The 22,431-nt window shown below is 45.6% G+C and carries 18 protein-coding genes; 1 reads left to right on the top strand and 17 read right to left on the bottom strand.

What is annotated here, in order from left to right; genetic code table 11:
- Nucleotides 1-93: 93 nt before the first annotated feature.
- The 9 genes from hflC to ATG71_RS11050 all read right to left on the bottom strand — a co-directional run bounded on the left by hflC (nt 94) and on the right by ATG71_RS11050 (nt 9,943).
- Nucleotides 94-1,029, bottom strand: coding sequence for a protease modulator HflC (hflC, locus tag ATG71_RS11090; RefSeq protein WP_098439658.1), 936 nt, complete (start codon nt 1,027-1,029; stop codon nt 94-96).
- Nucleotides 1,022-1,984, bottom strand: coding sequence for an FtsH protease activity modulator HflK (hflK, locus tag ATG71_RS11085; protein ID WP_098439657.1), 963 nt, complete (start codon nt 1,982-1,984; stop codon nt 1,022-1,024). Before hflK ends, hflC begins: the two co-directional genes overlap by 8 nt.
- Before the next feature lie 271 nt (nt 1,985-2,255).
- Nucleotides 2,256-4,055, bottom strand: a complete 1,800-nt coding sequence (pnpS, locus tag ATG71_RS11080; RefSeq protein ID WP_098439656.1) for a two-component system histidine kinase PnpS — start codon at nt 4,053-4,055, stop codon at nt 2,256-2,258.
- Nucleotides 4,052-4,768 (bottom strand): response regulator transcription factor, encoded by a 717-nt coding sequence (locus ATG71_RS11075; RefSeq protein WP_061811469.1) that lies wholly within the window; start codon nt 4,766-4,768, stop codon nt 4,052-4,054. Before ATG71_RS11075 ends, pnpS begins: the two co-directional genes overlap by 4 nt.
- A gap of 206 nt (nt 4,769-4,974) precedes the next feature.
- The gene (locus ATG71_RS11070) at nt 4,975-5,451 is read right to left on the bottom strand and encodes a MaoC family dehydratase (RefSeq protein ID WP_098439655.1); all 477 of its coding nucleotides are present in this window, start codon (nt 5,449-5,451) and stop codon (nt 4,975-4,977) included.
- A gap of 189 nt (nt 5,452-5,640) precedes the next feature.
- Nucleotides 5,641-6,579 (bottom strand): malate dehydrogenase, encoded by a 939-nt coding sequence (mdh, locus tag ATG71_RS11065; protein WP_060671060.1) that lies wholly within the window; start codon nt 6,577-6,579, stop codon nt 5,641-5,643.
- Between the two features lie 78 nt (nt 6,580-6,657).
- Nucleotides 6,658-7,932 carry an NADP-dependent isocitrate dehydrogenase gene (icd, locus tag ATG71_RS11060; RefSeq protein WP_098439654.1) on the bottom strand — a complete coding sequence of 425 codons (1,275 nt, stop codon included), beginning with the start codon at nt 7,930-7,932 and terminating at the stop codon, nt 6,658-6,660.
- A 116-nt stretch (nt 7,933-8,048) separates the two neighbouring features.
- A complete protein-coding gene (gene citZ, locus ATG71_RS11055) occupies nt 8,049-9,167 on the bottom strand; it encodes a citrate synthase (RefSeq protein ID WP_098439653.1) in 1,119 nt (372 codons plus the stop codon).
- A 317-nt stretch (nt 9,168-9,484) separates the two neighbouring features.
- Nucleotides 9,485-9,943, bottom strand: a complete 459-nt coding sequence (locus ATG71_RS11050; protein WP_098439652.1) for a DUF441 domain-containing protein — start codon at nt 9,941-9,943, stop codon at nt 9,485-9,487.
- A gap of 158 nt (nt 9,944-10,101) precedes the next feature.
- On the opposite strand from ATG71_RS11050, the gene ytvI reads away from it, so the two are divergent.
- Nucleotides 10,102-11,208, top strand: coding sequence for a sporulation integral membrane protein YtvI (gene ytvI / locus ATG71_RS11045; protein ID WP_098439651.1), 1,107 nt, complete (start codon nt 10,102-10,104; stop codon nt 11,206-11,208).
- A 39-nt stretch (nt 11,209-11,247) separates the two neighbouring features.
- Here ytvI and ATG71_RS11040 read toward each other — a convergent pair whose 3' ends face one another.
- From ATG71_RS11040 to dnaE, 8 genes are all read right to left on the bottom strand, one after another.
- A complete protein-coding gene (locus ATG71_RS11040) occupies nt 11,248-11,634 on the bottom strand; it encodes an FxsA family protein (protein WP_098439650.1) in 387 nt (128 codons plus the stop codon).
- A 199-nt stretch (nt 11,635-11,833) separates the two neighbouring features.
- Nucleotides 11,834-13,594 (bottom strand): pyruvate kinase, encoded by a 1,761-nt coding sequence (gene pyk / locus ATG71_RS11035; RefSeq protein WP_098439649.1) that lies wholly within the window; start codon nt 13,592-13,594, stop codon nt 11,834-11,836.
- Nucleotides 13,595-13,624: 30 nt separating this feature from the next.
- A complete protein-coding gene (gene pfkA, locus ATG71_RS11030; RefSeq protein ID WP_098439648.1) occupies nt 13,625-14,584 on the bottom strand; it encodes a 6-phosphofructokinase in 960 nt (319 codons plus the stop codon).
- A 342-nt stretch (nt 14,585-14,926) separates the two neighbouring features.
- Nucleotides 14,927-15,907, bottom strand: coding sequence for an acetyl-CoA carboxylase carboxyl transferase subunit alpha (accA, locus tag ATG71_RS11025; RefSeq protein ID WP_098439647.1), 981 nt, complete (start codon nt 15,905-15,907; stop codon nt 14,927-14,929).
- On the bottom strand, nt 15,901-16,776 hold the full coding sequence (gene accD / locus ATG71_RS11020; protein ID WP_098439646.1) for an acetyl-CoA carboxylase, carboxyltransferase subunit beta: 876 nt from the start codon (nt 16,774-16,776) through the stop codon (nt 15,901-15,903). The genes accA and accD overlap by 7 nt, the downstream gene beginning before the upstream one ends.
- A 128-nt stretch (nt 16,777-16,904) precedes the next feature.
- Nucleotides 16,905-17,564, bottom strand: a complete 660-nt coding sequence (locus ATG71_RS11015) for a FadR/GntR family transcriptional regulator (RefSeq protein ID WP_179886517.1) — start codon at nt 17,562-17,564, stop codon at nt 16,905-16,907.
- On the bottom strand, nt 17,561-18,799 hold the full coding sequence (ystJ, locus tag ATG71_RS11010; RefSeq protein ID WP_079532813.1) for an NADP-dependent malic enzyme: 1,239 nt from the start codon (nt 18,797-18,799) through the stop codon (nt 17,561-17,563). The genes ATG71_RS11015 and ystJ overlap by 4 nt, the downstream gene beginning before the upstream one ends.
- A gap of 163 nt (nt 18,800-18,962) precedes the next feature.
- Entirely contained in the window at nt 18,963-22,313 is a 3,351-nt protein-coding gene (gene dnaE / locus ATG71_RS11005) for a DNA polymerase III subunit alpha (RefSeq protein ID WP_098439645.1), read from the bottom strand.
- Nucleotides 22,314-22,431 lie beyond the last annotated feature (118 nt).

Raw genomic sequence — 22,431 nt, 5'->3', positions numbered from 1 at the left:
ATGTTGGGGAATGAAAGGAAAAACGGGGACCTTATCCAAGAAAAAAACTCCCGGAAATCAGGTGAACCACCCATTTCCAAGAGTTTCTTAAAATTATTCCGTGTACCCCATCAACAGCCTCGCATACGGCGAATCGGATGGTAAGATGATGACGGTTTTGTCATCCACGGTCTTCTTATACGTTTCGAGGGTTTTATAAAGGTCATAGAAGCTCGGATCCTTCGTGAAGGATTTGTTGTAAATTTGTGCGGCTTCGGCTTCCCCTTCTGCCCGGATCACATTGGCGTCTGCCCCTGCTTTAGCAAGGAGCTCTTTCACTTCACGATCGGTTTCAGCCGTCACCCTTTGTTTCTCGGCATCCCCCATGGACAGGTATTCCTGTGCTTTGGAGTCCCGTTCCGAGATCATACGGGTATAGACGGAGTTTTCATTCGCTTCAGGCAGATCTGTACGCTTCATGCGGACATCCTGAACGACGATACCATAATTATCCCGCTGCAACAGCTCATTCACCTTATCTGTCACTTTATCGTTTAAGCTTCCCCTTGATGACTTCTCATCATTGATGATTTCATCATATTCCAATCGACCGAGCTCTGAACGGACAACGGAATAGATGAATTCTTCCATCTTCGTCTCGGCATTGATCACCGTTCTGGCATTCTTGATCATCTTAAGAGGATCTTCAATGCGCCACACGGCATAATTGTCGATGAGCATCCGCTTTTTATCTTTGGTATTGATCTCTGCTTCAGTCACGTCATAGGTCATTTGGTGCTTCGGTAAGGTCGTGACGGATTGGATGAACGGGATCTTATATTTCATACCCGGTTCCTTATCGATCCGTACCACTTCTCCAAATTGACGGACGACTTTATATTCTCCTTCTTTGACAATGAAGAGACTTGTGAAGAGGAGAAGAATGACAGCGATGAGGATCACGAAAAAGATTCCTAATTTCGTATAACTCTTCCACTCGATCGGTTCTTTCTTCTTTGTATTGATATCAAATACGTTTTGATCACTCATTCTCATCACTTCCTTCCTGCTTCACCGGAGGATTCTGATTCTCCATTTGACGGATAGGGAAGTATTTCAGGGTTTCTCCACTATCCTTCATGATATAAATTTCTGCATCGGGCAGGACATTTTCCAATGTTTCCAGCACGAGACGCTTTCTTGTAATTTCAGGATTCGATTTATACTCATTGTATAATTTGTCAAATACCGCTACATCTCCACGTGCCTGCTCCACACGTGCGATTTTATCCCCTTTGGCCCGGGACATGATGGCATCTTTTTCCCCTTTGGCTTCGTTGGTTCGCTGGTTTCGATATTTCTTGGCTTCATTGATTTTCGTATTCATCGTTTCCCTTGCATCCGTTACCGCCGTAAATGCCGAGCGGACCTCTGCATTCGGCAGCTCAACATCCTGCAACTTCACCGCAAGAATCGATATCCCAATATCATAATCATCGATCAACTCCGTCAATAAATCCCTTACATCTGCCTCGATTTCGGCTTTCCCGGACGTTAAGGCATCATCGATCAATGAGCTTCCGATAATGCTTCTTAGTGAAGAAGAAGTTGCATCGTACAGAATTTCTTTCGGTTTATCCGAATTGAATAAATAGGCTTCAGGATCCGTGATTTTCCATTGAACCACAAGATCGGCAAGCACAATGTACTCATCCCCCGTGATCATTTTTGTCTCTTTAGGAAAGTCCTTGATTTTCCCGTCTTTTTCTTCATATCCAAATTGAAGACTGAAGGTTTCTTTCGACAGCACTTCCACTGACTGCACCGGCCACGGCATCTTGAAATGCAGTCCAGGTTCCACAACCGGTTCGCCTGCATCCCCGAACGTCAACACCAGTGCCTGTTCTGATTCGTCAACGGTATACCAGGATGTCAGTAGGACAACAATTAGAATAATGGCTGCGAGCACCATTCCTGCTACAGTGTAAACACGCTTCAAGCTCATATGCATCCTCCCTTTTCCATCTCTATATCTTATTTTCTGCTTACTAGGATATACGGGCGTAAGACAAAAAGGTTTCAATAATATTAAGGGAAGATGACAAGAGAGGTTTCGAAAGCGTTATCAAAAATAAAAAGCGAAAAGACGAGAACGGGGTTGGTTCTCGTCTTTTCGCAACACCTTGGATGAAGGGGTTTCACTTAGTATCGTAACACCCCATTGTTAATTGAATTTAAAGCGATTGTAAAAACAATGTAAATAAGGTGAAAAACGACTAAAGTTTCCCTTGATTTCCACCATGAGAGATGGATGAAGAGCTCTTATTCAATGTGACAGTGAAAGTCGTTCCTTTTTCAAGTTCACTTTCCACTTCAATATCACCTTCATGGGCTTCAATGATGTGCTTGACAATCGCCAAGCCCAAACCGGTGCCGCCTGAATTCCGGCTTCTCGCTTTATCCACCCGGTAAAATCGTTCAAAAATACGGGGGAGCTCTTCCTGGCTGATCCCCATCCCGTTATCCTTCACTTTTACATACACCTTATCCTGATCGTCCTGCACCTTGACCGAGACATTTCCGCCTCTTGGAGTATAAGCGATCGCATTGCTGATCAGGTTGATGAACACCTGTTTTAACCGGTAGGAATCCACTTCTGCCGTTCCCCTTGATTCGAAATCGGCTTGAAGGGAAATGTCCTTCGGCTTTGCTTTTTCTTTTAAAATCGGGATTACATCTTCTATCAGCCCTGCCACTTCCACTTCCTCGACGAATAGCTGGAATCCCTGCTTCTCAATTTTAGACAACTCCAGCAGATCCTGAATGAGGGACTGCAGCCGGTCACTTTCCTTTAGAATGATGTCTAAAAAGGATTTTAACGTATCGGGATCGTTCATTGCCCCGTCCAATAGTGTTTCTGAGAATCCTTTGATCGAGGTGATCGGCGTTTTCAATTCGTGAGACACATTCGCCACAAAATCTTTGCGCATCTGTTCAAGCTTTTTAAGCTCGGTGATGTCATGGAATACGACAACGATCCCTTTCCATTCGTCATTGTTGCCGATAATGGGGGCTCCGTACACTTCATAGTGCTTTCGATCAAGCTTGTACGGAAGGAGAATCTGCTTTCGCAACCGCTCCTCCGTCATAAAGATTTCCTCCACAAGCTTATTCACTTCAGAATAGTGAATCACCTCATGGTACCGTACTTTCTTCAGTTGGCTTTCCTCCAGGTTAAAGAATTCCCTGAACGTCCTGTTCGTTAAGACGACAAAACCCCGGTGATCAATCAATAGGAGAGCACTCCCCATATTTTCAATCAATGTTGTTAAGCGGTCTTGCTGCATTTCCTGGGCATTTACCATTTCCTGAAGGTTTCGAGCCAGAATATTGATGGAGGTGCTGAGCATACTCGTTTCATCCAGCCGATCCTCGTAGGTCCTGGCACGGTAATTACCCTTGGCAAGTTCCATGGCCACATTGGTTGCTGATTCGATGGGCTTTGTGTACCTCACCGTAATCCTTGAGCCAAGAATGATGATGAGGACCAGGGCAAGTCCTAATGAAATGGACAGTACAAACCAAATTTGCTGAGTCCCTCTTTCCAGGGCATCAACCTCTGCGCTCATAATGAGAAGTCCCATCATTTCACCGTTGGCATTTTTTAATGGATACCAGTAATACCGAAATTCATTTCCAGAAGTGACGAGTTTTTTATGCTTCTGTTTCACATCCCAGTTTTTCTGGATTTCTTTTACGATTTTCTTCTGCTGCGGACCAACCAGTGAATCTGCTGTATCCGTATCGTGGACCACATCCCCGGATTTATCGAGCACGGTGATCCGGACATCCAATATGTCGCTCAACCCTTTGATCATTTCAGGATCGATTTCTTTCGGTGCCCCGTTCTCCTCAATAGAGCTTGCCAGTAATCTGGTCTCCTTTTGAATCCTGGAGTTGAACGTATCTAAATAGAAGTTCTTGAAAATCTGGCCTAAAAGCAGACCAAGCCCTATTAAGACAGCGATGATCAACGTAATGAGAGCAAATAGGAGCTTTGTTCTAAATTTGGTCATCGATTTTTAGGCTCCTCCAATTTATACCCGAGACCACGGATCGTTTTGATATAGGTTGGTTTTTTCGTATTGGACTCGATTTTTTCACGGAGATGGCTGATATGCACATCCACGATTCTCGTATCTCCTGCAAAGTCGTAGTTCCATACCGCACTCAGCAGCTGATCCCGCGTAAGGACTCGCCCTTTGTTATCCGTCAAATATAATAAAAGCTCGAATTCCTTCGGTGTCAGTTCAAGTAATTCTCCTTGGAAATACGCCTCATATTGTTCAGGATATACCTTTAGTTCACCGACTTCCTTATAATCGGTCGGTTCCTCGGCTGCCGGTTCCGTTTCCCGGATGGCCTGGCTTCGCCTTAAGATCGCCTTCACCCTCGCCACCACTTCACGGGGGCTGAATGGTTTTGTCATATAGTCATCCGCACCAAGCTCCAAACCGAGGACTTTATCGAATTCATCATCCTTCGCCGTTAACATCAGAATCGGGATATTGATCTTTCGCTGCCGCAATTCTTTGCATACCTCGATTCCATCCATAGACGGAAGCATCAGGTCAAGGACGATCAAATCCGGGGACTGTTCAATCGCAAGATCCCTCCCCTCCGCGCCGTCATGTGCTGTTGTCACTGAATAACCGGATTGCTCCAGATTGTACTTTAAGAGTGTTGCAATGGATTGTTCATCATCGACTACCAAGATTTTTTTGCTCATGTGTTGTGCCTCCATACCAAAGAAAATTAACCCCAACATCCAAACTGTTTATGTAATTGTACTTTCATTATAATATAATTCTCGGTGCTTACCATCATTTAGATAGATTTAATCCTTTTTAGTTTTTCACTCCACTTTTTTATAGGATGCACTTCAACCTATTGCATTAAAAAAAAGAGCTATGATCACATAGCTCCCTTCCGGCATTAGAAGTTTTCCAATGCATTACTATTCATTTTTTCCAGTCGATGAGGCGGACACACCTTGATGGTTCCGTTGATCACCTTTTCATCTTCCTCGTTCGTTGCCGATACCTGAATGGTAACCAGATGATTATGTGGATTTACTTCTGTCACTTCAAAGAGGAATTGAACTGTAGCGTAATGATAGACCGGTTTCGGAAATTCAATGGTTTGCTCAACGATATGGGAGCCCGGTCCCGGCAAATACTTCGACACCGCCGATGTAATGATCCCCGTCAGCATGATGGATGGAACGATTGGTTTTTTAAATGGTGTCTGTGACGCATAGTCGTGCTGGATATATAATGGATTGGCATCATTTGTGAGCCCAAGGTATAGAAGAAGTTCATTGTCTTCTATTTTTTCTGTCAGGGTCAGTTTTTCACCGACCGTCATTTCGTCGATTTTTCTTCCCAGTTTTCTCTTTTTCCCTAATAACATAAGAAGCACCTCCAAGTATGTAAACGATTACAATTTTAAATAATAAAAATTGTTTTTATTGTCTGTCTATTAGTATTTTATCATTTTTAGGGTTACCATACAAAGAGTTTTTAATCGCTCCTATACAAGTTACACCCTTTTCACTATGAAAAAACTGACCTCCACTATGGAAGCCAGTTTTGGAAAAAATTAAGCCAATGAAGCCATGACGTTTTTAACTGCGTCAGCTGAGTTGGATAGTGCTGCTTTTTCGTCTTCTGTGAGTTCGAGTTCGATGATTTTCTCGAGGCCGTTTCCACCTAGGATGGTCGGGACGCCGAGGTAGATGCCTTCGAATCCGTATTCGCCTTCGAGGTAGGCGATGGCCGGGATGACGCGGCGCTGGTCTTTCAGGATGGCTTCGACCATTTGGACGAGTGATGCCGCCGGTGCGTAGTAGGCACTTCCGTTACCGAGGAGCCCGACAATTTCGCCTCCGCCTTTACGGGTGCGCTCTACGATGGCGTCCAGGCGATCTTTAGGGATCAATGTCTCAAGTGGGATGCCTCCAGCGTATGAGTAACGAATAAGAGGAACCATGTCATCACCGTGGCCGCCGAGGACGAAACCTGTAATATCCTTCACGGACAGGTTTAATTCCTGTGCGACAAACGTGCGGAAGCGGGCTGTATCAAGGACTCCTGATTGACCGATCACGCGCTCTTTCGGGAAACCGGATTCCTTGAACACTGTATAGGTCATGGCATCTACGGGATTGGTCAGAACGATGATGTAACAGTCAGGTGAATGCTTCACGATTTGCTGGGTCACTGATTTCATGACCTTTTGATTGGTCTGAACGAGATCATCACGGCTCATACCCGGTTTACGGGCAATCCCGGCAGTGATGACAACGATATCCGAATCCTTCGTATCTTCATAATTGGACGTACCGATGATGGTTGAATCAAAGCCCTGTACAGGACTTGCCTCAAGCATATCTAGTGCTTTCCCTTTCGTTGGATCCTCGTTTTGCGGAATATCAACCAATACAACATCTCCAAGCTCTTTCTGGGCGAGCATCAATGCCGTTGTCGCCCCGGTGAAACCTCCACCGATTACAGATACTTTTCTACGTTTAATTGCCATCATGATTCCTCCTATTCGTCTCATTATGTAAAGGAAGGAGTGCTCCAATACGAAGCACCCCACCCTTATGTCACATTATTATGCTTCCATGTTATCGATTAAAGCAGAACCGAACTCAGAGCATTTCACTTCTGTCGCTCCATCCATCAGACGGGCGAAGTCATATGTTACGACTTTAGAAGCGATTGTTTTTTCCATTGATTTTGTGATCAGGTTAGCAGCTTCAGTCCAACCAAGGTGTTCAAGCATAAGTACACCTGAAAGGATGACAGATGAAGGATTCACTTTATCCATACCTGCATATTTAGGAGCCGTTCCGTGAGTTGCCTCAAAGATCGCATGTCCTGATTCGTAGTTGATATTTGCTCCAGGAGCAATACCGATTCCACCTACTTGAGCAGCTAGTGCATCAGAGATGTAATCCCCGTTTAAGTTCATTGTTGCGACAACATCGAACTCAGCAGGACGAGTAAGGATTTGCTGTAAGAAGATATCAGCGATTGAATCCTTCACGATGATCTTACCAGCTGCTTCAGCATCAGATTGAGCTTTGTTCGCTGCTTCCAATCCGTCTTCTTCTTTGATCTTGTCATATTGAGCCCAAGTGAATACTTTATCGCCGAATTCTTTCTCAGCAATCTCGTAACCCCAGTTTTTGAAAGCTCCTTCAGTGAACTTCATGATGTTCCCTTTGTGAACCAATGTTACTGATTTACGGCCTTCTGTGATCGCGTAGTTGATTGCTGCACGAACAAGACGGTTTGTCCCTTCTTCAGAAACAGGCTTGATTCCGATACCTGATGTTTCTGGGAAACGGATTTTGTTCACGCCCATTTCGTCCTGTAAGAAGCTGATTAATTTCTTCACTTCATCAGAACCTTTAGCGTACTCGATACCTGCATAGATATCTTCAGTGTTTTCACGGAAGATCACCATGTCAGTATCTTCAGGACGCTTAACAGGTGAAGGAACACCTTCGAAGTAGCGTACTGGACGCAGGCATGTGAATAGATCCAATTCCTGGCGAAGCGCAACGTTCAATGAACGGATTCCGCCGCCGACAGGAGTCGTAAGTGGACCTTTGATCGCGATGAAATACTCACGGATTGCTTCTAGTGTATCGTTTGGAAGCCATTCACCCGTTTTGTTGAATGCTTTTTCCCCAGCATATACTTCTTTCCATGAAATCTTGCGTTCGCCTTTGTATGCTTTCTCTACAGAAGCATCCAGGACGCGCTTGGCTGCTGCCCAAATATCTGGACCCGTTCCGTCACCTTCAATGAATGGGACGATTGGATTGTTAGGCACATTAAGTTGGCCATTCTGGTTTGTAATTTTTTCACCTTGTGTCATTATGTAACCTCCATTTAATCATTATCAAAGAGGATGACCCGTAAGTTACCCATGCTGAGTCATTCCCCTTCTCTTATTATTACACCAATATTTTTACTATTTGTAAATATTGATGATTAACCTCTTTGTTCAACCGGCACATATTGTTGCTTGCCAGGCCCTACATAATCAGCACGAGGGCGGATCAGGCGATTATTTGAATATTGTTCAAGGATGTGTGCCAACCAGCCGGATACACGGCTTACAGCAAAGATCGGTGTGAATAAGTCATGATCGATACCTAAGCTGTGGTAAACAGATGCTGAGTAGAAATCAACATTTGGCGGTAAGCCTTTATTGGATGTGAATACATCTTCAACCTTAACGGACATTTCGTAGTATTTACTTTGTCCTGTCAATTCAGTTAATTTCTTGGACATTTCTTTCAGATGCTTGGCACGTGGATCTCCCTGACGGTAAACGCGGTGACCGAAGCCCATGATTTTTTCTTTCTTCTCCAGTTTGTCGAGGATGTACTCTTCTGCTTTATCGACAGAACCGATTTCAGTAAGCATCTTCATAACCTGCTCATTTGCCCCACCGTGAAGAGGTCCTTTTAAGGCACCGATCGCAGCGGTAACACCTGAATAGACGTCAGATAGAGTCGCGACACAAACACGTGCTGTGAATGTGGAAGCGTTTAACTCATGGTCCGCATGAAGGACAAGGGCTTTATTGAATGCTTCAACTTCAACAGGCTCAGGATCTTTTCCTGTCAGCATATATAAGAAGTTAGCTGCAAAACCTAAGTCCTGACGTGGTGCAATCGGTTCCTGACCGTTGCGGATACGGGCAAAGCTCGTGACAATCGTCGGGATCTTCGCTTGAAGGCGAACAGCTTTCAAGTAGTTTTCCTTCTCTTCCATTACGTCTGCTTTATCATCATACAGTCCAAGCAGGGATACAGCTGAACGTAAAGCTGCCATCGGGTGGACTTCCTTGATGTTGTACATCTTGAAATGCTCAATGACTTCCTTAGGCAATTCAGCGTTAGCTGCTAACAGCTCTGTAAATTCCTTAAGTTCTGCTGCATTAGGCAGTTTCAGATGCCATAATAAGTAGATAACCTCTTCGAAGCTTGCATTATTTGCTAAATCATCAATGTTGTAGCCAACATATGTAAGAGTATCGTCAATGATGGAGCTGATGGACGATGTCGTTGCTACAACGCCTTCTAATCCGCGAGTTGCTGTCATAATAAACCTCTCCTTTTGTTAATCTTTACCCATTTTCATATGAGTATAAAACCCTACAGAACGATCTATTAAGTCTAGTAGGCTTGTTTAAAAAGAACGTAAAAAAACGCTGAGCGATTGCTCAATTCCTATACAAAAAATGATTCCCGGCTCTTCCTATTCTATCATGAGAGCTTGGGATGCGCTTACATTTCCTATTATAAACAATTATCTGACTTTTGTGAATGAAAACGCATCAATTTCTATAAAAATTATTTTTCTAGAAAAATAAACCAGCGATAAAAAGAGGATCGAACCGGGGAATCGCCCACGCATATTCACAGAAATAATTCATACAATTTCATAGCAAGATAGGCGATCCCGGCGCCGATCAAAGGCCCGACGGCAACCCCTTTAAAGAGAGCGACGGCTAGCACCGTGCCAAGAACGAGGGCCGTTGTCAGGTGGGGGTCATCTTCCAGTAGAATCAACCCATTCTTCGCAATCAATGCCACTGCCATTCCAGAGGCGAGTGCAATCCAGGCATAAGGGGACTTCAACGAATCAAAGAGATCCTTAAAGCCGATTTCCCCTGTTGCAATCGGTGCAAGGACAGCAATCGTAATGATCGTCACACCCCAGTTAATGCCTTTCGACTGAATCGTCGCGAAAATTTTCTCATCAAGCCCAAGCAGCTTTAGTCCAATTAGAAATGCTACGGCTATAATGATGGATTGATTTTTCGCCATCAGCCCGATTCCCAATAAAAGCAGTAAAAACATGAATGGCTGAGTCATATCATTCCCCTGCCTCTCCTTAATGTACTCCAATCATTATCCTACCATATCAACTTTTCATATCATTCATAAAATGCTCCTGCCACTGCAAATATATCTTCCTTTCATTTCCTGTCTCCTATAAAATAGAAGTACTAGACCCGGTAGGAGGGAAACCCTTGAATTTAGATTATGTTTATCGAACGATCCGCTTTCTGATCGTGTTAGCGATCATCATTCTCTCATTGATTTCACTCTATTACATATGGAGACTTGCTTATCCATTCATCATCGCCGTGGCCATCGCCTTGTTGATCAATCCCCTGGTGAACGGGCTGGAGAAATGGCTTCCGAGGATATGGGCCGTCACCGTGTCCCTCATCTTGATCGTCGCCATCTTCGCAGGGCTCATCACGTTATTGATTGCGGAAATCGTTTCGGGAGCCAATTATCTGGCAGAAGAACTTCCCAAGCATGTTCAAACCCTTGTTACATATGCAGAGGATATCATCGTCGGGCACGTCATCCCTCTTTACAATCAGCTCGCAGGATTATTCAAAAATCTTGAAGCCGGTCAACAGGATACGATACTCGAAAATGTCCAGACAGCCGGTACGAAAATCGCCACATCGGCTGGTGATTTCCTGCAAAACTTTTTCACCAAACTGCCCCAGCTGATCTCATGGATCCCAAATGCTGCGTCCGTCCTGATCTTCGCGGCGCTTGCCACATTCTTCATCAGTAAGGATTGGTATACATTATCTGCTAAAGCGGAGAAAATCATTCCCGGTAAGGCGATGAGCAGTGGAAGGAAAGTGTTCGTCGATTTAAAACGGGCACTGTTCGGGTTCATCCGGGCTCAATTTACTCTTATTTCAATCACCGCGATCATCGTTCTGATCGGCTTGATCATCCTGAGAGTAGATTACGCAATCACCATCGCACTCGTGACAGGTCTCGTGGATATCCTCCCTTATCTCGGGACAGGTGCCGTATTCGTGCCGTGGATCATCTATGAATTCATCACAGGCAATACAGGATTGGGGATCGGGCTTTCGGTCCTCTACCTGGTCGTAGTCGTCCAGCGGCAGATCATGGAACCGAAAGTGCTGTCTTCAAGCATCGGACTCGATCCACTTGCTACCTTGATTGCTTTATTTGTCGGTTTTAAATTGATCGGATTTTTAGGACTGATCGTCGGTCCCGTTGTGCTCGTGATCCTCTCCACTTTGAAAAGAGCCGGGGTATTCGAAGATACTTGGAAATTCATCATGGGTGCTAAATAAGAAAACGCACTGCTCCATCTGTGAGCAGTGCGTTTTCCGTTATCTGTATATAATGACGTTCCCTTTATTGAACCAGCGTTTAAATAACCGATAGAAGAAGGGCTTGAACATTTTCCTCGTGGCCGGGAGTAATAAGAGAAATCCAAGGGCATCCGTAATGAATCCCGGTGTCAGCAGGACGATTCCGCCCACAAGGATACACAAACCATCCATGATGGCTTCCCCGGGCATCTGCCCATACTGCATGTCCCGCTGAGCTCTTCTTATCGTCTCGATTCCCTGCTTCTTAGCCAGGTATGCTCCGAGGATCCCTGTCGTAATGATCAACAACACAGTCGGAACAAGACCAATGGCCTGTCCGGAAAGGACCAATAAGCCGATTTCAAGCGCCGGTACGATAATCAATAGTAAAAGCATATATCTCATGATGGATTCCTCCATTTGGTTTAATACTTGCTTAGTATTTATTATAGCATATTAGAGAAATTGTGTTTTATGTTGGGAGATTCAGTACGTGTTACTGTAGTTGCGGTGCCTTCGAATAGTTGGCTCCACTCCACAGACTCTCCACACCATATAAAAAAACCAGAGCCCTTAAAAAGACTCTGGTTCCCCAACTATCTACTTACAATACACTCGCGTACCCATTATAAATCACGCCATGAGTCGCATCCACCGTGATTTCCTGGCCATTCTTGAATAATGAAGTGGCATGGTCGACTCCGACCACGACAGGAATTCCAAGGCTGATTCCGACTACGGCTGCATGACTTGTCAGACCGCCTTCTTCAACGATCAGTGCTGAACATTTTTCAAGGGCAGGCATCATTTCTTTGTCTGTGCCGATTGTGACAAGGACAGCACCATCAGTCATGTTCGTCACGGCTTCTTCAGCTGAAGTGGCAACAATTGCTTTACCGTATGCAGATTTGCGGCCGATTCCTTGACCTTTGGCAACAACATCGCCCACTACGTGGATTTTCATCAGGTTCGTCGTTCCAGATTCACCAATCGGAACACCCGCTGTGATGACGATGCGGTCTCCGTGCTTCGTCATACCTGAGTTGACGCTCTCTTCTACTGCCATATCGAGCATTTCATCGGTTGTCGTCACTTTGCGGCCGACAGTAGGGTATACGCCCCATACAAGTGCCAGGCGGCGTGATACAGAGTCTGTACCAGTCACGGCTACGATTGGTGCTTTCGGACGATATTTAGAGATCATGCGTGCCGTGTGACCACTCTCAGTCGGAGCGACAATGGCATTCACATCAAGATTAAGAGCTGTATAGGCAACGGATTGACCGATGGCATCCGTCATATTGTGCTCGCTGTCTTTGCTGCGGGAAGACAGGATCGCGTTGAAATCAAGGGCCGTTTCCGCTCTTGACGCGATGTTATGCATCGTTTGAACTGCTTCTACAGGATAAGTACCTGCAGCTGTCTCACCAGAAAGCATGATCGCATCTGTACCATCAAAGATGGCATTGGCTACGTCACTTGCTTCGGCTCTTGTCGGTCTTGGGTTACGCTGCATACTATCAAGCATTTGAGTCGCTGTGATGACAGGCTTACCTAGTGAGTTACATTTCTTGATCAGCATTTTTTGCACAAGTGGTACTTCTTCAGCAGGGATTTCCACACCAAGGTCTCCACGAGCGACCATCAATCCGTCCGATACTTCAAGGATTTCATCGATATTGTCTACACCTTCTTGGTTTTCGATCTTAGGAATGATTTGAATATGAGATGCATTGTGCTCTTCCAGTAATTGACGGATTTCAAGTACATCGGATGCACGACGAACGAATGATGCTGCGATAAAGTCAACGCCTTGTCCGATACCGAATACGATGTCGCTGGCATCCTTATCAGTGATTCCTGGAAGGTTCACAGATACGCCCGGTACGTTTACACCTTTTTTATTCTTTAGTGTTCCGCTGTTGGCAACATGTGTATGGATTTCACCGTTGGCTTTGTCGATTTCCGTTACTTCCAACCCGATCAATCCATCATCAAGAAGGATTTTAGAACCAACATGAACATCATCGATCAATCCTTCGTATGTAACGGAGAATTTCTCAGTTGTTCCCATTACTTCTTTCATGGAAACGATGATATTGGACCCTTGTGTTAATTCGATAGCTCCGTCCTGCATATTGTTTGTGCGGATTTCCGGACCTTTTGTATCAAGCAGGATCCCGACTGTCTTACCTGCTTTTTCAGCTGCTTCGCGGATATTGATGATACGCTGTCCGTGCTCATCGTGGTCACCATGTGAAAAGTTCAAGCGGGAAACGTTCATTCCAGCTTCGATCAGTTGTGATAACTTCTCTACACTTTCACTGGCAGGACCGATCGTACATACTATTTTCGTTTTTCTCATTTTCTTTACCTCCTGAAATCTTACAACAATTTAGATTGAAAGCTCTTTGGAAAGTCTATACATGTTCAAATCAATTTGATGTGGCTTGGCAAGTGCTTCAATAATATCGTAATCAACTAATTGATTTTTCTCAATTCCTACCGCTCTTCCGCCTTTACCCTGGGCCAATAGTTCAACGGCATAAGCCCCTAAACGGCTTGCTAGGACACGGTCTGCAGCTGTTGGCGTTCCACCGCGCTGGATATGACCAAGGACGGAGACACGTGTATCCATTCCTGTTGCTTCAGTGAAGCGGTTCGCAAATTCATTGGCAGACATGACGCCTTCTGCAACAATGATGACGCTATGTTTCTTTCCGCGTTCCTGTCCTTTTTTCAAACGACCGACAACGTCATCAAGATCGAATCTCTCCTCAGGGATCAGGACCGTTTCAGCTCCACCGGCAAGACCTGCCCATAGAGCGATGTCCCCCGCATTACGTCCCATTACTTCAATGATGAACGTCCGCTCATGGGATGTAGCCGTATCACGGATTTTATCGATCGCATCGATGACCGTGTTCAGCGCTGTATCAAAACCGATTGTATATTCAGTTCCCGGAATATCATTATCAATCGTCCCCGGAACACCGACACATGGGTATCCCCATTCCGTCAAGGCTTTTGCCCCTTGGTAAGAACCGTCCCCACCAATGACAACAAGTCCTTCAATGCCGTGTTTTTCTAATTGCTCGATTCCTTTTTTCTGGCCTTCTTTTGTTTTGAATTCTTCACAGCGGGCTGTGTAAAGCATTGTTCCGCCACGATGGATGATATCACCGACTGAACCAAGCTCAAGCTTCTTGATGTTCCCGTTGATTAACCCATTATACCCTTGATATATACCGTATACCTCTATATCCATGAAAATGGCTTTACGCACAACTGCACGGACGGCTGCATTCATACCGGGTGAATCTCCACCACTCGTCAATACACCAATCTTTTTCACTACGATCACCTCATTAAGAAATATGCCTTTTTATGTAAATGAATGGGACTACATGTTACTCGTTTCACATAAATCGAAGAAAAGGAAAATTCCAGTTTTCATTCATTACATTATTATGGACCAATAGACTTTGGATTATTTCTAAAATAACACGAAGGTTCAAGGTTCTCAACAAGTTACTAGGGTGAAAAGCAAAAGACGAAATAATCTATTAAATGGAAGCGTTTTAATTGTTAAAACCTTCAAAATATCGTCACAATGCCCTTTATCCGGGTAGGATTAAGGAAGAGTGAATGAAAAAGACTGACAAATGGTATCTCCTATTTGTCAGTCCATCGTTTGTTATGATTTTACCCCGATAAGATCATTTAAAACCGAATATTCACCCATCGTCTTGAATTTTTCATAACGATGTTGGATGAGCTCGTCCTTTTTCATCGGAACCAACTCTTTCAGCGAGCTCTTAAGGACCTCGTCGATATATTTCGCCTGTTCCTCGACATCTTTATGGGCTCCGCCTTTTACTTCCGTGATGATGTCATCGATGATCCCAAGCTCCTTTAGATCGGGAGCCGTGATCTTCATGGATTCAGCCGCGCGTTTCGCCTGGGTGGAATCCTTCCAGAGGATGGCCGCTGCCCCTTCAGGTGAGATGACGGAGTAGGTGGAGTTTTCAAGCATATGAATATGATTTCCCACTCCTAGGGCCAATGCTCCGCCACTACCGCCTTCACCGATAACGACGCAGATGACGGGAACCGTGAGGCCGGCCATCTCCACAAGATTCCGTGCAATGGCTTCACTCTGCCCGCGTTCTTCTGCCGCTTTCCCGGGATACGCACCCTTTGTATCGATGAAGCAGATGATCGGACGATTGAACTTGTCCGCCTGTTTCATCAAGCGTAAAGCTTTTCGGTACCCTTCAGGATGTGGCATCCCGAAGTTCCGGCGAATGTTTTCTTTCGTATCTTTCCCTCGTTGGTGACCGATGATCGTCACAGGAACATCGTGAAACTTCCCGACTCCTGAAACAATCGCTTCGTCATCCCCATACAGACGGTCTCCGTGCATTTCAATGAAGTCCGCGAAGAGATACTTGATATAATCCAGAGTCGTCGGACGCTCCGGATGACGGGCCACCTGGACCCTTTCCCATGGCTTCATGTTTTCGTAGATATCATTTTGAAGCTTTGTGAGACGGTTCTCAAGCTTCTCGATTTCCTTCGATAAATCGACGTCCGAATTCTGGGTGAACTCCTTCAGTTCGGCAATTTTCTTCTTGAGTTCGTATACTGGCTTTTCAAATTCCATCTCATTTACCATGGCAGATCACCGTCCCACTGATGTATATCAAGTATTGTCCCGATTTTCTCTTTCAACTCGAGTCTCGAGATGACTCCGTCAAGTTGTCCATGTTTTAATAAAAATTCGGATGTCTGGAAGTCCTCCGGCAGGTCTTCACGGATTGTCTGCTCGATGATCCTTCTGCCTGCGAATCCAATCAGTGCCCCGGGCTCCGCAAAGTTATAATCCCCGACGGATGCGAAACTTGCGGATACTCCGCCTGTCGTCGGATGGGTCATGATCGAGATGAAGAGCCCTCCGTTATCGCTCAGACGTCTCAACGCTACACTGGTCTTCGCCATTTGCATCAAGGAAAGGACACCTTCCTGCATCCGCGCCCCGCCTGAAGCCGTGAAGATGATGAACGGTACCTTCCGTTTATCGGCCTCTTCAATGGCTCTCGTGATTTTTTCTCCTACCACCGATCCCATGCTTCCCATCCGGAAACGGGAATCCATGATAGCTGTCACGACTTCCACTCCATTAACCTTTCCTGAACCTGTCAGAACGGCTTCGTTCATGCCCGTCTTCTTACGGTCTTTTTCCACTTTACTTTCATAGTCAGGGAAATTCAGCGGGTTACCCGAAGTCAGGTCTTGATCAAGCTCCTTGAATGTACCCTCATCTATAAAACTATCGACCCTCTCCGGTGAGCTCATGCCATGGTGATAACCACAATGGATGCACACCTTTAAGTTTTTTTGAAGTTCTTTTGTGTACATGATTTTTTTGCAATCAGGACATTTTGTCATGATGCCTTCCGGAACGTCATGTTTGGCCGCTTCAGAAGGAATCGTTGCATATTTTTTCTTTTCCTTTTTTGATTTGTTAAAAAGTTCCTTTAGCAAGGTGAAACCTCCTTACCGAATGACACTAGCTTGCTTCAGCGGGGGAATATTCCCTTACATGACAGCTGCCCATTCGCTTCTCTATAGTAAGTGCATTAACTGCTTGACTATCAGTTTAATGGAAGTGTTTAAAAAAAGATGTTGGAAATTGTCGCGTCTTCATCGACAATTTTCCTAACCCTTCTATACGTCTCTTGCACAGTCTCTTTCTCCTGTTGAGCGATGCCGTTAAGCATTGTGATCAATTCTTCCCTCATCGGTGCAGTGAGCTTCTTCTCACCACAGATCAACGTTTCGAAATCATTCAGGATATTCCAGATCCGTTGAGATAAGTAATTCGAACTCATCATGACGATCTCCCTGAACACGTCGTCCAGATTCTCGCATTCTGAAACACTCACATGCAGGGAATCTGTTTTCTTCTTTTCTAAATACAAAGCTTTCAGTGCCTCTTTTTCAATCATCATCTTTGTCTGAAGGATGTCTTCCTGAGCCATGTCGTCCTGGAGGATGAACATGCCAAGAAGGTCGATCAGATGATGGTCCCTAAAATCACGCAGAAAGGTACCTTCCCCTCTGCGGGTTTCAATCAGCCCTAACAGTTCAAGGGCCCGGAGTGCTTCCCTCACCGAAGAGCGCCCCACATTAAGGCGCTCTGACAGCTCTCTCTCTGACGGGATCTTATCTCCCGGCTTCAGACAGTCCTTTGATATCATTTCTCTCAGCTGGTGAACAATTCCAATATATACCTTAGCGTGAGTTTGGAGAGAGTTCACTTCTGTCATCATTCACTCTTCCCGATGACTGCTAAATCTTCTGTTTTCTTACGGATTTCTTCCGGGTCCACCTTTAAGCGGGCAACCCCTGTTTCCATCGCTGTCTTGGCCACAGCAGCAGCAACGGCTGGAGCGACACGCTTATCGAATGGCGCCGGAATGACATAGTCCGCGTTCAGTTCGTCTTCTGTGATCAAAGAAGCAATCGCTTCAACGGCAGCCTGCTTCATTTTTTCATTGATGTGGGTTGCACGTACGTCCAGTGCGCCCCTGAAGATCCCAGGGAAGGCAAGAACATTGTTCACCTGGTTAGGAAAATCAGATCGACCTGTACCAATCACTTTGGCTCCCGCTGCTTTGGCAAGCTCCGGCATGATTTCAGGAACCGGGTTCGCCATGGCAAAGATGATCGGATCCTGTTTCATGGAGGAAACCATCTCTTCCGTCAGGGCACCGGCAACAGATACACCGATGAATACGTCGGCATCCTTCAATACTTCACCTAAGCCGCCCTTGATATGATCACGGTTCGTAAATTTCGCCACTTCGTCTTTCGTAGAGTTCATCCCTTCAGGACGCCCTTCATAAATCGCACCCTTGGAATCACACATGATGATGTCCCTTACACCGTACCGGTAGAGAAGCTTAATAATGGCCATACCCGCAGCACCTGCGCCATTTGCCACGACTTTGATTTCGGACATTTTCTTCCCGACAATTTTGAGAGCGTTCACAAGTCCCGCCACAGTGACGATCGCCGTCCCATGCTGATCATCATGGAAAACAGGGATATTCGTTTCTTTCTTCAGGCGTTCTTCAATTTCAAAGCAATTCGGAGCGGCGATATCTTCAAGGTTCACGCCACCGAATGTCGGCTCAAGGAGCTTGACGGTTTCAACGATCTTGTCCACATCTGTTGTGTTCAAACAGATCGGGAATGCGTCGACTCCTGCAAAACTCTTGAATAGTACCGCCTTTCCTTCCATGACGGGAAGAGCCGCTTCAGGTCCGATATTCCCAAGACCCAGAACAGCCGTACCATCGGAAACAACCGCGACCATATTCCCTTTCATCGTGTAATCATAGACGGTTTCAGGCTTGTCATAGATCACCTTACAGGGTTCCGCCACCCCGGGGGAGTAAGCTAAGCTCAAGTCATCCGCATTTCGGACTTCCACCTTGGATTTCGACTCTAACTTCCCTTTATTCACTCGATGCATATGCAGAGCTTCTTCGCGTAATGACAAATTGACTCACTCCTTCTGATTCTTTTACATGCTATGGATCGAATCGTGCTTGTGACGACTCTTCTAAATGTAAAAATGGATAAATAAAATAATAAGTTCAGAGGTGGTCAGACCACCTTTTTCTATTAAACAATAATATAAATTATGGTTTTAGTAAAGTATGTTATTGCAATATCACATTTGACTCACCAAGAATTCGGTAAAATTCCCTAAGAGCCTCCTGTGAAGGACTTATGCGGAGATGATCCGGAAGTCTTATACTCTTTTTGGCTTGCTCGTAGTAGACGATGACCGGATTCTTCCCTTTGAACCGGTTAATGGCTCTATGGATTCCCTCCATACAAGCTTCTTCATCCTGACCTGCGGCGATTTTTAAATAGAGCTTCTGGCTGCTCTCTTTCACTCTTGCCTGAACGTCTTCCATCGTTTCCAGCTGGTTCACGATGAATTGCAGCTTATCGTTGCGGTCTTCTACATTGCCCCCGAATAGGAGAATATTCCCTTCTTTGAGTAGCGGCATATTATGTTTGTACACATTCGGAAACACGACGGCTTCCATCTCACCGCTTTCGTCCCCGATTTCAAGAAAAGCCATCACTTCCCCTTTTTTGGTCCGGATCGATTTCATCCCGGTAATATAACCGCCGAGTGACATTTTCGAGCCTTTTTGAAGATCGGCTATTTGCTGCAATCCAAGATTTTCAAATAAAGGACGGTATGAAGAAACCGGGTGATCCGATAAGTATAGTCCAAGTACCTGTTTCTCAAACTGAAGCTTCGTATCGATGGTCATGTCATCCACTTCCACATATTTAGGCTTTAGCATAAACGCCTCTTCTTCATGGAACAGGTCAGGATCGTCATCAGGATTCACAAGCTCTGCATGCTGGGCTGCCACATCGAGGCTTGCAAGCAAGGTAGCGCGGTCGATCCCGAATTCATCAAACGCCCCGGAGAGCACAAGATTCTCTAAGATCTTCCGATTGATCGTTTTCGAAGACACCCTCATGCAGAAATCGAACAGATCCTGAAATGGCTTTTCCTTTCTCGCACGGATGATTTCCTTTAGAGCCGCAGCCCCGATTCCTTTAATCGCCCCGATGCTATAGCGGATCACATTCTTTCCTTCTACTGTAAAAACAAACTGGCTGCGATTGATGGAAGGAGGCAGAATTTCAATGTCATACTGCGTCGCCTCCCGTATATACTGAGCCACCTTCGTTTCATTCCCAACGACGGACGTCAGGAGAGATGATAAGAAAAACGCAGGATAGTGTGCTTTCAGGTAAGCGAGCTGATAGGCGATCATGCTGTACGCAACGGCATGTGACCGGTTGAAACCGTAATCGGCGAAGCGGACGATCAAATCATAAATCGTATGGGCGACCTCTTCCCTGTAGCCTTTACGGATCGAACCAGAAACGAAATGCTCCCGCTCCTGATCGAGGACATCCTTTTTCTTCTTGGAAACGGCCCGCCTGAGGAGATCCGCTTCTCCGAGGGAAAATCCGGCCATTTTCGAAGCGATCTGCATGATCTGCTCCTGATACACAATGACTCCATACGTCATTTCAAGGATCGGTTTCAAATCGGGATGAGGATATTCCACCTGTTCTTTCCCATGTTTACGATTGATATACATCGGGATGTTCTCCATCGGTCCCGGACGGTATAAGGCGTTCACCGCCACGATGTCTTCAAAGGAATTGGGTTTGAGCCTTTTCAGTACGTTCCGCATCCCCTCCGATTCCAGCTGGAAGATCCCATTCGTCTGCCCTTTAGTGAGCAGCTCGAACGTTTTGGCATCATTCATTGGGATCGACTCGATGGCAAACGGTTTTCCGGTCCCGATTTCAACGTTCTTCACGATTCTTTCCAATATACTCAGATTGCGAAGTCCGAGGAAATCCATCTTCAACAATCCGATTTCTTCTAAAATATCCATAGAATACTGAGTCAGATGAATACCAGATGAACTCCCCTGGATCGGTACCCACTGCACTAAAGGTGCTTCACTCATCACCACTCCCGCCGCATGGGTGGAGGTGTGTCTCGGAAGTCCTTCCAGTTTAAGGGCCGTCTGAAACAACTTTTTATAATGATCAGAGCCCGTCACAAATTCTCGGAAGCCCTTCGACTTTTCATACGCTTCCTTTAATGTGATCCCAAGCTGATTCGGAACCAGCTTCGAGACCTGCTCCTGCTCCTTCATATTGAGTCCGAACACACGACCCGTATCACGGAGGGCCGCTTTCGCTGCAAACGTCCCGAACGTGATGATCTGAGCAACATGCAGGCTGCCGTACTTCCCTTCCACATATTCGATCACTTCGTCGCGCCGATGATCCGGGAAATCGATGTCGATATCCGGCATAGAGACCCGTTCAGGGTTCAGGAATCGTTCAAACAGCAGATGGTGCTCCAGGGGATCCACGTCCGTGATCCGGAGGGCGTAGGACACGAGGGAACCTGCTGCCGACCCACGTCCCGGTCCGGTCAGGATCTTTTTGTCCTTCGCGTATTTCATGAAATCCCATACGATCAGGAAGTAGTCGCTGAACCCCATCCTGCCGATGACTTCAAGCTCATAATCCAACCGTTCGATATACTCATCGGAAACGGTTTCCACCCGCTCACTTAACCCTTTTTCGCAAAGATGGGTCAATTCCTCGAGGGCGGTGACTCCTTCAGGCAGAGGATATTTCGGAAGGAGCTGTTGATGGAAAGGAATGGTCAGATGGCAGCGGTCGGCAATCTTCATCGTATTTTCCAGTGCCTCCACATGATCAGAGAATAGCTCCACCATCTGATCCTTGTTCTTGAAATAATACTCCTGTGACCCGAGGACGTCCCGATCATCCTCAGCCAATTTCACCCCGTCCCTGATCGCAGCCATACACTCATGGGCAAAATGATCTTTCTGCTCCAGGTACTGCACATCATTCGTCGCGATCATTTCCGTACCGGTCTCTTCCGCCACCTCCTGCAGTAAAGGGATAAGGGTATCTTCAGAGGCAATGCCGTGCTTTTGAATGCTCAAATAAAAGGAATCCCGACCGAACATCTGTTGATAGGTGCGGATACATTCCTTCGCTTTTTCTTTTTCATCATTCAATAAGAGGTTTTCGATCTCACCCTTGACGCCTGGAGAGATGGCGATCAATCCCTTACTGTAGGAAGAGAGCCACTTAAGCGGTAATCCTTCTTTCGACTTTGCCCCGATGGCACTCGAGATTTTTAATAGATTCTGATAGCCCGTCTGATTTTTTACAAGGAGAACAAGGGGATGGGAGCCTTCCTCTGAGGCAATATCTGCGGTCAATCCGATGATCGGTTGGATGTTTTCTTTTACACACGCCTTATAAAAAGGGATCGCGGAATACATCATATTTTTATCGGTCAAGGCAAGCGCCTTATATCCTGATTCTTTCGCTTTATGTACAAGTCCATTTATCGATATCGTGCTAGACAAGAGACTATAGGCACTCGCTATTTGTAAATGAACAAATGACATGTTATGCACAACCTTTTTTTCAATATACCTTTATTATAGGTAAGAAACCGAAAAAAAGAAAATATGTTCTCCCTCATATCTTGTCCCCGAATCCCATATAGTTATCGTAAAGACACGT

Source organism: Bacillus sp. es.034, from assembly GCF_002563655.1.
Taxonomy (GTDB): Bacteria; Bacillota; Bacilli; order Bacillales; family Bacillaceae_B; genus Rossellomorea.
The sequence above is the reverse complement of the archived record's forward strand: the minus strand, read 5'-3'. Positions and strand labels throughout refer to the sequence as shown.